Source organism: Rummeliibacillus sp. G93 (genome assembly GCF_023515935.1).
In the GTDB taxonomy this organism is placed as follows: domain Bacteria; phylum Bacillota; class Bacilli; order Bacillales_A; family Planococcaceae; genus Rummeliibacillus; species Rummeliibacillus stabekisii.
In genome coordinates, this window is record NZ_CP097314.1 from 1518308 (window position 1) to 1530296 (window position 11989).

Consider the following 11989-nt stretch of genomic DNA (forward strand, 5'->3'; position numbering starts at 1 on the left):
TGTCTAAGGATTATCAAGTAATGCTTCTTTAGGTTACTTTGAAATATGTAGTTAATAATAGTTATTGCAAAGGAGAATTGGATATGTCAGAAACGACTAATCAATTACAAGCTGAACAAAAAGCTGTAAGCCAAGAAAAACTGGATGTATTGGATCAATTATTGAAACCTGAGGTACAAGAATCAATCACTGCTTTGGTTAATGAATTGCCAAAATTGACAGAAATGATGACTACTCTTACAAAAGTTTATGACTTAGCTCAATCTTTAACAACAGATGAAGTTTTGAAAAACGATATCGTTGGTGCTGTTAGTGAAATGGCCAACCCAGTAGTAAAATCTGCTAAAGGACTAGCAGCAACAGCAATCGAAGCGAAAGACCGTGCTGATGCTAGCACTGAAACAATTGGCCTTTTCGGTATGCTTCGCTTGATTAAAGAACCTCAAGTACAACAACTTTTCCGTTTTGCGAATGCTTTCATCCAAGTGAACGAAGAACATAAACATTTAAAATAGAATTATTAATTCTGAACATGGAGGATTTATTATGTCAAAAAAAATCATCATTTTAGGCGGAGGATACGGTGGCGTTTTAGCTGCATTAACATTCCGCAAATACGCAACAAAAGATGACGCGGAAGTAACGGTTGTCAACCAATTTCCTACTCATCAAATTATTACAGAACTTCACCGTTTAGCTGGCGGCACAATCAATGAAAAAGCAGTTTCTTTCCCACTTGAAAAACTATTCAAAGGTAAAGACATTGACCTTCACATTGCTAAGGTGACTGAAATTTCTCCAGACGGCAAATTCGTTAAATTAGATGATGGTTCATCTCTTTCTTTCGATATCCTTGTAGTTGCACTTGGCAGCCAAACAGGATTCTTCGGAATTCCAGGACTTGAAGAAAACAGTATGGTACTTAAATCTGTTAACGATGCAAACAATATCTTCAACCATATTGAATCAAAAATTAAAGCTTATGCAGAAACAAAAGATCCTGCAGATGCAACTATCGTAATCGGTGGAGGCGGCTTGACTGGTATTGAACTTGTTGGTGAAATTATCGACAATATGCCAAAAGTTGCTGAAAAATATGGTGTAGACTTTAAAGAGTTCAATGTAAAATTAGTTGAAGCAGGTCCTAAAGTGCTTCCTGTATTACCAGATACTTTAATTGAACGAGCTACTGAATCTTTATCAAAACGCGGTGTTGAATTCTTAACAGGACTTCCTGTTACTTCTGTAGAAGGTAACCAAATTTCATTAAAAGATGGTCAAGTGATCGTTGCCAATACATTTGTATGGACAGGCGGAGTTGCAGCACTTCCAGTAGTAGCAGAGTCTGGCTTAGAAGTAGATCGTGGTAAAGCAACAATTAATGAGTTCTTACAATCTACTTCACACCCTGATGTATTCGTAGTAGGTGACTCTTCTGTTATGATTCCTGAGCCAGGTGCACGTCCACTATATGCTCCAACAGCTCAAGTAGCATGGCAAATGGGTGAAACAGCGGGTTATAACTTGTTTGCTCTATTGAAAGGTCAACCAATGAAAACATTTGTAGCAGTGAACTCTGGTACACTTGCATCTTTAGGTCGTAAAGATGGCGTAGCAACAGTTGGTGCTAATAACACACAACTTAAAGGTTTGTCAGCTACGTTAATGAAAGAAGCAAGTAATATTCGCTACTTATCACATATTAAAGCATTATACGGACTAGCTTACTAAGCCGATGATAGCAAAACCGACTTCTTTAAATGGAAGTCGGTTTTTTTAAAACAAAAGAAGGTGGAAGAATGAAAAAACAAATCACCATTATTGATTATGCCTTTCACGGGCCGATAACCTGTTTTATTCATGTTCAAGGATATGACGAAACAAAAGAACAAAAATTTTCAGGAATGATACGTATGGTGGATGGTACACCATATGGAGACATAATTAGTAAAAACAAGAGCCCTTTATCAGCTGAATGCATTCAGTCTATAAAAGACTATGTTATTCAGAAATATAAAAATGGCTACTTTATATAAGTAAGTTTTAAAGGAGGTAGAGAAATTGAATACATACGGTAGTGCTGGTAAAGAAAAGATTATTAACTCAGCAAAAGAATTTGTATACGCAGAACTGGGTGGAGATAGTAGTGGTCATGATTGGTGGCATGTTCACAGAGTAACAGAATTGGCAAAAACAATTGCTGAAAAAGAGGATGCAAATATTTTTATATGTGAGCTTGCAGCCTTATTGCATGATGTCGCAGATGAAAAATTAAATAAAGATGAAGAAACTGGAATTAATAAAGTTAAACTGTGGTTGAAGGATAATGGAGTCGATGATGTCACTGCAGCTGACATTCTAGAAATCATTACGACTATGTCATTTAAAGGTGGAACACAGAAAAAAGAAATGAATACACTAGAAGGTAAAATTGTACAAGATGCAGATAGATTAGACGCAATGGGTGCCATAGGTATCGCTAGAGTTATGTGCTATGCGGGCTTTAAAGGTCGACCAATACATCACCCTGATATGAAACCTAGAGATAACTTAACACTAGAAGAATATCGTTCAGGTAAAGATACAGCGATTATGCATTTTTATGAGAAATTACTAAAACTAAAAGACACAATGAATACTAATATGGGCAAGGAACTAGCAGAAGGAAGGCATCTATTCCTAGAAACTTATTTAGAACAATTTTATGCTGAATGGGATGCCAAAAGGTAAATATTATTTGTATTGTTGATAGTAAACATGAGACTACGGCACATTGTAATTTTTTTACAGATGCCTGTGGTTTTTGTTTTTTAACATTATTTCGGCCATTCATAATCAAGCTCTAATCTATGCTAGTTCATCGAGTTTACAATGTTATTTAGCTGCTATTTGTAAATATATTTTTCAAGAAACTATATTAAATATCTTGGTTTTGATAGGAATTTGATAGAATAGCTTATAAAAAGTTCAAAAATTTATTCAAGTTAAATAAATCAATAAATTTGGGTACTTTGGACTAATATATTTTAGTGTAAAATAATGCTATTATATTAGTACTTAGATATGTCACTATAACTCTAGGTAGATATTGAAGGGTGGGAATTCTATAAGTAGAAGTTAGTAAGACAATTACTGGATTTTATTTGTTTGTACTTCTATTTGGAATAATAAAGGGGATGAGAGAATTATGTCTGTTCAAAAGAAAATAAGTGTAGGATTTATTGCTTTATTACTCTTTCTACTGATTTTGATGGGTGTAAATGCAAATAGAATGAACAAATTGGTTGGTTCGTTTAATGAACTAATCAATACAAATATACATACGATTAACCAAATCAACGCAATTAAATCAAATCTTGCCTTTGAAGGTTTATATGTGAGAAGTTATTTGTTAGACAGCAATGCATCAAATAAGCAAAAATTATTGTCTTACCAAGAAGCAACAACCAAATCGATTAATGATTTAAAAAAGAATGCTAATACTAAAAAGCTTCGTGACTATTCTGAGATGATGAATGACTTAACAACAGATTACAACAAAGTTATTGATGGGATTGTTCAATCTAAAGAACAAAATATGGATGATAATGCAGCATCACAATTAACGAGTGCAGAATCTGCTAGCCATGATTTAATGGGGATTGTAGCATCAGCCGATAAGTATGAACAAGACTCGTTGAAGGCTGCACAAGATCAGGTAGATTATATCGCAAAAAATGCGAAAATTTTAAACTTTGTAATAGCGATTCTCGGTATTTTAACTGCCTTGCTATTTATTAATAATGTAAGAAGAATCATTGTTAAGCCACTGTTGGATGTCGTTAAAGGTGCACAGCAAATTGCAGCAGGTGATTTGTTGCAAGATGATATTCCTATAAAATCTAACGATGAAGTAGGGAAATTGGCTGCTTCTTTCAATGAAATGAAAAAGAATTTGCAAGGTATTATTCGGCATATTGCAGCAGGGTCTCACCAGCTCTCATCTTCGATTGAAGAATTAGCTGCATCCACAGAAGAAATTTCACATGCCGCAGATAAGGTTTCAGATAATGTTGATGAAACATCCCGAGGAGCACAGGACTCGGTAGATGTAGCTCAGGAAGCAGCGAAAGCCATGCAAGAAACATCACTTGGTGTTCAGCGGATCGCAGAGGCTTCACAGACACTCTTTGATCGAGCTAAAAATGCAACAGAACTAGCAAATCAGGGCGGTAAAATCTTAAATGTTGCGAAGAACCAAGTTCAGTTAATTTCAGATTCTACTAATCAGACAAATAACTTGATTATCGGTTTGAAAAAACAAGCTGAAGAGATTCAGCATATGACGAATTTAATAACGGATATTGCAGAACAAACTAACCTTTTAGCTTTAAATGCAGCTATTGAAGCGGCAAGAGCTGGTGACCATGGTAAAGGTTTTGCAGTAGTAGCGGATGAAGTTCGTAAATTAGCAGAAGAATCCAAGAACTCTGCTGTACAAATTGTAAAACTAACTACCACAATCCAAATGGATACTGAGACAGTTGCAAAATCGGTAAATTCGAATCTTAAAAACGTAGACGAAGGTGTTCATATAATAACGGATGCTGCAAACTCTTTTGATGATATAGTAGAGTCAGTAGATGAAATGACGACACGCCTAGAAGATGTAACTACAACATCAGAGCAACTTTCAGCTGCTGCTGAAGAAGTTACCGCATCTGTAGAAGAGATAGCCACACGAGCAGAAATGTCTGCCACCTCAGCAAAAAATATTTCTGGTTCTGTGGAAGAGCAAAATGCAACACTGCAAGAAATTAATGGAGTTGTACAAGAACTTAATAAACAAGCGACAGGTCTCCAGGATTTGACCTATAAATTTAGAGTATGATCAATAGTGCAATAGTTAAATACTGAAGAAAAAGAAAACTTCGTGAGATATTATCTTCTTACTAGGTTTTCTTTTTTTACTATATAGGATTGGTGAAAAACATGTATATGAAGATTCCTTAATAAAACAAGTATATGTTATTAGGAGATTCCAATCGTAGTTTATTATTTTTACGTTCTACTTATAACAAGAAGAAAAATTTATAGCCTTTCTTTCTCAACCGTTGTTTATAAAAAATATGCATTTTAAAGCGTATACAATACGCCTTGTAGAATTATTAGAGACTTTAACTCATCAGCGTAACAAGGCATATTTCTCATAATAACCATTACAAAAATGCATGATAAAACATAAGATAATATACTGTACATTATAAATAAAAGGTGTTAGTCTTGATGTAATCTAATTGTGAACAAATATTGAGCGTTTTCCTCAAAATAAAGATTAAAATAGTGATTTTTGTTTGACAAGGAATTAACTATTATATGCTCATTATATAAAAAGGAGTTTTAAACAATGAAGTTATTAGCACCTCAACCATTTACATTAAAAGGGGACCACAGAGCTGTCTTATTATTGCATGGTTTTACAGGAAGCACAAAAGACGTTAAAAAATTAGGTCAATTTTTAAACAAGCAAGGCTATACTTGTCATGCGCCAATGTATCGTGGTCATGGGGTCAGCGCTGAAGAAATCTTGAAATATGGTGCGAAGTATTGGTGGGAAGATGTAACACGGGGATATCATCACTTGAAAGAACTTGGCTATCAGGAAATTGCAGTAGCAGGTATTTCTTTAGGTGGAGTCTTCACCTTAAAAGTAGGAGCAGAATTTCCTGTTAAAGGTGTGGTATCAATGTGTGCACCGATCAAACGTAAATCAAAAGAAGGTCTTTTCGAACGCTTATACAATTATGCGCAAGTATATAAAAAACTAGAGGGTAAAGACGATAATCAAATTCAAATTGAATTAGACGCATTAAAAGCTATGCCAAGACAGGCTTTGGATGAGGTCCAAAAGATGATTCAGCATACTTCTGATGAAATAGAAGAAATCCATTCACCTACTTTAGTACTACAAGGCAAATTGGATGACTCTTTATACCAAGAGAGTGCACCATATATATATGAAACTGTTGAAGCAGATGAAAAAGAAATCATCTGGTATCAAAATTCTGGCCATATTATAACTTTAGGTAAAGAACGTGAAAAAGTGTTTGAAGATACTCTACATTTCCTTGATGAATTAGATTGGTCTACAGAAGCTCAAATGCTTCATGCCTAGTATTATAGCGGTAAAAAAATTATACAGAGAAAGAACATCACTTTTATAACGTGATGTTCTTTTTTTATATTATAAAGAGTCATCAAAAAGCCCTATTATTTCAGAACATTCGTTTGCTACATATATGGTATGATAAAGAAAATATTTATCGAATGGAGTGAGACTGTTGAAAATTTTCCATACGGCTGATTGGCATCTAGGGAAATATGTACAAGGGGTCTCCATGATTGAAGACCAAGCATATATACTACAACAATTTATTGCAGAAATTGATAAGGAAAAACCCGACGTTATTATCATAGCAGGAGATTTATATGATCGTGCTGTTCCACCAACTGAGGCAGTCCAACTGTTAGATAACATATTCTTTGAAATAGTGATCAAACGTGAGATACCAGTTCTTGCAATAGCAGGTAATCATGATAGCTCGAATCGTATCCACTTTGGTGCGCGTTTTATGGCTTCACGTGGGCTTCATTTAATCGGGAATCTGTCGTTAGATCAAACACCGGTTATTTTAAAAGATGATACGGGAGAAGTTCATTTTCACCTTGTACCATATACAGATCCAACGCAAGTTCGATATCTTTACCAAGATCCAGCTATAAGAACACAGCAACAAGCGATGGAAAAGATTATCGAATCAATTGTCCCTAAGATGGATCCTAAAGCCCGACATGTTTTTATTGGACATGCTTTCGTTACAAAGAATGGGGCGGAAGAACAAAATCCTTCTGACGCTGAAAGACCGTTATCTATTGGGGGATCTGAATGTATTGATTCCAAGCTTTTTGAGCCTTTTCATTACACTGCTCTTGGGCATTTGCACCAAGCACACTTTGTCGATTCAGAAAAAATTAGATATTCGGGTTCGCCGTTGAAGTATTCTATTTCTGAAGAAAATCATAAAAAGAGTTATTTAATTGTTGAAATAGATGGTGCTGGGCAAATTACAACAACCAAGAAACCCTTATTGCCAAAACGAGATATGAGAACGATCGAAAATACAATGGAACAAATATTAGTGTCACCGACTTGCGAAGATTATTTGTTTATCAAGTTGTTAGATGAAAGTCCCATTATATCTCCAATGGAAAAGATTAGATCCGTCTATCCAAATGCGATGCATGTGGAACGCTTATCATTGTTAGATTATAGAAATAAACCGTTACAAGAAAATATATCAAAGAGAAAAATGGATGATGTGACATTGTTCGAGGCTTTTTATTATGAAATTACGGGACAAGAACCAGATTCGGATACGCTTGACCTGTTCAAAGAAGTATTACAAGAAGAATTACTTCACAAGCAAGAAATTGAGGTGGAATCCAAATGAAGCCATTACAGCTGAAATTAACCGCATTTGGTCCATACAAACAAACAGAAATCATTGATTTTAGGGAGCTTGGGGAACATAGACTCTTCGTTATTGCTGGAATGACTGGTGCTGGGAAAACAACAATTTTTGATGGAATCTGTTTTGCCTTATATGGTTCTGCTAGTGGTGAAGACAGAGCGGAAATAAGGGAAATACGTAGCCATTTTGCAGCAGAGGATATTCATACATCAGCTGAACTTTTATTTACAATTAAGGGCAGCACTTACCGTATTTTTCGTCAATTAGCTCACAAGAAAAAAGGAAATAAAAATGCTACTGGCGATAAATTGGAATTTGTTAAAGTGGAATCTGATGGCGAAAAGCCAGTAGTTGAATCACAAAAACTCACAGAAATAAATCGGAAAATGGAAGAACTGATAGGTTTATCGAAGGATCAATTTAAACAAATAGTTATGTTGCCACAAGGAGAATTCCGTAAGTTGCTAACGTCAGAAACGGAGAATAAAGAAGCTATTCTGCGGAAAATTTTTAAAACGGAATCCTATCGACATTTAGCGGATAGTTTAAAAATTAAAAGAGACTTAGCAATGAATTCTTTAGAAAAAGCGCATGCAAAGAGAGACTTATATATTAAACAAATTCAATCCGTAATACCAGAACGTAATTCACATCTCAACGAAGTGTTAAGCGCAGAACATATTAATATTTACCAGTTGCTATTTGCGTTAGCTGAAGAGGTACAATATTACCAAGAGCAGCAGGCTGAAAAAGAAGCTTTAATCCAAGAGCTTAACTTGAAAATCAACTTACATCATACCCTTCTTGTTGAAACAAAAGAGTTTAACAAACGTCTAATATCTTATAAGGAAAAAGAAGCAGAGCTGAAACGGTTAGAAGAACAAAAAGAGCATTTTGAACAAATAAAGCAAAGAATTGAAAATGCTAAAAAAGCCAGCCATATTATTCCGATAGAAGAAAGATACTATGAAAAATTACAAGAAAAGAAGCAGAAAGAACAAGAATTAGCCAAGTTGGAAGAAGAATTTCGACTCACAACAATGGAGCATCAAAAGCTAGAAGTGGAATTCAACGAAGCAAAACAGAATATGCCAATGATAGAGCAGCTCACTATTGAGCTTTCAACATTGCAAAAGCTTGAAGTGAAGCTCAATGAACTTGAGAAGGTTTCTGAAAAATTATCGAAAAGACAACTAGATGTTGAGAACTTTACTAATCGATTGAAGTTGATTACAGCTGACTTAGAGACGGTTGATAATCAACGAAATCAGCATGCAACACAAATTACATCACTTCATAAACAATTAGAAACCTATGATGAAAAGGTCGTCACTCTAACAGAATTAAAAGGAAAACAATCAACTTGGCAAAAGTGGCAGAGACAAATGTTATCTTTAGAACAGTTGCTCATGGATGAAAAAGCCAAAAAGCAAATGTATGAAACAAAACTTGAAAACTATGAGCGTGAAGAAAAGAAATGGATTAATAACCAAGCAAGTGTCCTTGCCACAAAGCTTGTGGATGGTGAACCATGTCCTGTTTGCGGAAGCTTGGAACATCGATCGCTAGAAGGCAATCATGATATTTCGCTAACAGAGCAGCAATTGTCTGCATTGAAATACGAGGCTGATACAGCTTCTACAGCTTACTTTGAATACCAAGCCAGTGTAAATGCCGGTAGACAACAAAGTCTTCAGTGGGAAGAAGAGCTACGTAGATTGGATATGGAGCCGACAGATGGTGAAAAAGTCTCCCAGGAGTTTCAACTATTAGAGCAAGAAGTCAACGATTTAAAGCGACAAAAGAAGAAGTTAGAAGTACTTCGACAAGAGAAGCAGCTACTTGATGATAAGAGGGAAATGTTACAACAAAAATATTCAACTCTTGAACTAGAGAAAAATGCAAATCTTGAGAGCTTTTATCAAGTACGAGGAGAATACGAAAGCTTACAAAAGGAGATTCCAGCTGGCCTTTCCTCTATACAAGCATTGACTTCAAAAATTAAAGAGCTATCTTTTAAAAAAGCTGAGTTAGTTAGGCATTATGAAGTAATAGAAAAGAAAATAGAACAATCGAAGAATAAGGTTGTCTCTCTTAGAGCAACAATCGATAGTGCAGAGAAAAATCATACCTTGGCTAAACAAGCCTTAGAAGAGGCGCAAAGTCAGTTTAAAGAAGCGGTCTATTCTGCGGGTTTTGATCAAGGAAGCGCCTATCAAGCAGCGAGGCTGAAGCTTTCAGACATTGAAACATTGGAATCTTCCTATGAAGCATATAAATTGCATTTATACGCATTGAAGGAGCAAATTAAAGCAGGCGTGGAAGAATATGCAGGCCAACAAACAAAAGATGAAACTAATTTAGAGCGTCAGCTTGCCGCTATTCAATTGGAAGCAAAGAGTTTAAATGAACAAATCCATGCTATTAAAAAGTATCAAGCAGATGGGCACCGGTTGGTAAAAGAAATAGAAGAAAGCGGTAAAGAGATACAGCAGTTAGAAGAAAAAACTGCGAAAATTATAGACTTGTATAATGTCTTACGTGGTCAGAATTCATTGAAGATTTCTTTTGAACGCTTTTTGCAAATTGAATATTTGGAGCAAATCATCCATGCAGCCAATACGAGATTGCATCCAATGTCAGGGGGACAATATAGACTTGTTAGAAGTGACCGACAAGAAGCAAGGGGAAAACAGAGTGGTTTAGGCTTAGATGTCTATGATGCGTATACTGGACAAAAACGAGATGTAAAAACTCTATCAGGTGGCGAAAAGTTCAACGCATCCTTATCATTAGCTCTTGGTATGTCCGACGTTATTCAATCATTCCAAGGCAATATTCAAATTGACACGATGTTTATTGATGAAGGATTTGGCACGTTAGATGAAGAAGCATTAAATAAAGCAATTCGAACACTGATTGATCTGCAGAATAATGGTAGGATTGTTGGTATTATTTCGCATGTGGCCGAATTAAAAGACGCAATGCCCGCTCTATTAGAAGTGAAGAAAAGCAAGGAAGGGCATAGTCATACAAAATTCGTTTTAAAATAGCAAACTTATAAGAAAAAAATAGCCTAATCTCGATGTTAGGTATATAATGGGGCGATGGGACGTAAAGTCTACAAAGAGCATGTTTGTATATTAATGTTGAGGTGTGAAAAAATGATAAAGAAATATTGTATAAATCTAGTATGTTCTGGTATTCTAGGACTCACTTTTTTGATGGGACAAGGTTCTTATGCCCATGCACAAACGGCTTCTTCTACCAATTTAACGAGTGTGGAAAGTAATACAGCAACTGTTGCTAGCTCACATGATGTTAATAAAGCAGAATTTGTACAAAATACACTACCCCAAACAGGTGTAGAAGCAAACCATTCAGGTTTATATTTTTCAATTGCAGGGTTCTTTTTATTATTGGCTTTGATTACAAGTCGTTCTAAAACAGCAAATCGTAGCAATGAAAAAACTAAAAATAAATAAATTAGTCTATTTAAGACAAAAAGCTATTGATGTATATATACATCAATAGCTTTTTTATTACAGATTTGCATTTTTATTTATCCAATAAAGCTGATAGTTCGCGCGATTTAGCTTCCGCATTTTGTACACAGGCCATAATAATTTCTTTGAAATCATGTTCTTCTAATGCTTTAATGCCTGCTTCTGTTGTTCCGCCGGGACTTGTCACTTTCCTTCTTAATTCGCTAGGCTCTTCATCGGTTTGTTTTAACATTTCTGCAGCGCCGGCAATCGTTTGAACAGCTAAATTGCGTACTGTTTTTTGGCTTAACCCAAATTTCATACCAGCCTGTTCGAAAGCCTCGACCAAATAGTATAGATAGGCAGGACCGCTGCCCGATAATGCCGTGACTGCATGCAACTCATCTTCCTCGACTTCAATAACTAATCCAATGGCTTCAAGCATGCCTATAAATACGTCTTTTTGTGAATCAGTAACTAAGCGATTAAACGCTATACCACTTGCAGACATGCCAATTGAAGCAGATGTGTTTGGCATGACCCGCACAACAGGGCGTTTGCCAAGTTTCTCTTCAATGGACTGCATAGAGACACCAGCTGCCACCGATAACACAGTGGTATTTGCACCTAGATAAGGAAATAGATTCTCCATGGCTCCTTGGATATCTTTTGGTTTCATAGCGAGGATTAAAAGATCTGCTTTCGCTAAAATGGCGCGATTTTCACAGACGATTTGGACTCCATATTTATGAGCAATTTTTTGTAGCTTTTCTTTATCCGATTTATTCATAACGTACATGTTTCTCGGCGGTACGACACCTTCTTTCACAAAGCCCTGAATGATTGCTTCTGCCATTGCTCCAACGCCTGCAAATACAATTGTCTCCATATAATCGCCTCCTACATGTAATTTTTCTATAAGCGCGGAAATTATACTTGCAAATAAAAAAGCATTTTCATCCTAACTAAAAAGGACGAAAATGCAGAATCCGC

10 protein-coding genes and 1 other annotated feature (1 of these 11 only partly in view) are annotated in these 11989 nt (G+C 35.7%); of the genes, 9 read left to right on the top strand and 1 reads right to left on the bottom strand.

Features of this window, described 5'->3' with window-relative positions; all coding sequences use genetic code 11:
• The first annotated feature begins 83 nt into the window (after positions 1-83).
• The 9 genes from M2M59_RS07600 (at position 84) to M2M59_RS07640 (ending at position 10996) form a co-directional block, all read left to right on the top strand.
• Positions 84-515 carry a helical membrane plugin domain-containing protein gene (locus tag M2M59_RS07600; RefSeq protein ID WP_066786888.1) on the top strand — a complete coding sequence of 144 codons (432 nt, stop codon included), beginning with the start codon at positions 84-86 and terminating at the stop codon, positions 513-515.
• Positions 516-546: 31 nt separating this feature from the next.
• A complete protein-coding gene (locus M2M59_RS07605) occupies positions 547-1731 on the top strand; it encodes an NAD(P)/FAD-dependent oxidoreductase (protein WP_150284288.1) in 1185 nt (394 codons plus the stop codon).
• 68 nt (positions 1732-1799) lie between these two features.
• Positions 1800-2036 (top strand): hypothetical protein, encoded by a 237-nt coding sequence (locus M2M59_RS07610; RefSeq protein ID WP_249775905.1) that lies wholly within the window; start codon positions 1800-1802, stop codon positions 2034-2036.
• 25 nt (positions 2037-2061) lie between these two features.
• On the top strand, positions 2062-2730 hold the full coding sequence (locus M2M59_RS07615) for an HD domain-containing protein (RefSeq protein ID WP_249775906.1): 669 nt from the start codon (positions 2062-2064) through the stop codon (positions 2728-2730).
• Between the two features lie 457 nt (positions 2731-3187).
• Positions 3188-4870, top strand: a complete 1683-nt coding sequence (locus M2M59_RS07620; protein ID WP_066786897.1) for a methyl-accepting chemotaxis protein — start codon at positions 3188-3190, stop codon at positions 4868-4870.
• Between the two features lie 516 nt (positions 4871-5386).
• Entirely contained in the window at positions 5387-6154 is a 768-nt protein-coding gene (locus M2M59_RS07625) for an alpha/beta hydrolase (protein ID WP_249775907.1), read from the top strand.
• Between the two features lie 166 nt (positions 6155-6320).
• The gene (locus M2M59_RS07630) at positions 6321-7490 is read left to right on the top strand and encodes an exonuclease SbcCD subunit D (RefSeq protein ID WP_249775908.1); all 1170 of its coding nucleotides are present in this window, start codon (positions 6321-6323) and stop codon (positions 7488-7490) included.
• Positions 7487-10564, top strand: a complete 3078-nt coding sequence (locus tag M2M59_RS07635; RefSeq protein WP_249775909.1) for an AAA family ATPase — start codon at positions 7487-7489, stop codon at positions 10562-10564. Before M2M59_RS07630 ends, M2M59_RS07635 begins: the two co-directional genes overlap by 4 nt.
• 111 nt (positions 10565-10675) lie before the next feature.
• Complete coding sequence (locus M2M59_RS07640; protein WP_249775910.1) at positions 10676-10996, top strand: LPXTG cell wall anchor domain-containing protein; 321 nt, start codon at positions 10676-10678, stop codon at positions 10994-10996.
• 73 nt (positions 10997-11069) lie between these two features.
• On the opposite strand, the gene proC is transcribed toward M2M59_RS07640, so the two are convergent.
• The gene (gene proC / locus M2M59_RS07645) at positions 11070-11885 is read right to left on the bottom strand and encodes a pyrroline-5-carboxylate reductase (RefSeq protein WP_249775911.1); all 816 of its coding nucleotides are present in this window, start codon (positions 11883-11885) and stop codon (positions 11070-11072) included.
• Positions 11886-11963: 78 nt separating this feature from the next.
• Positions 11964-11989 (bottom strand) — a binding site (T-box leader) (it continues 182 nt past the right edge of the window).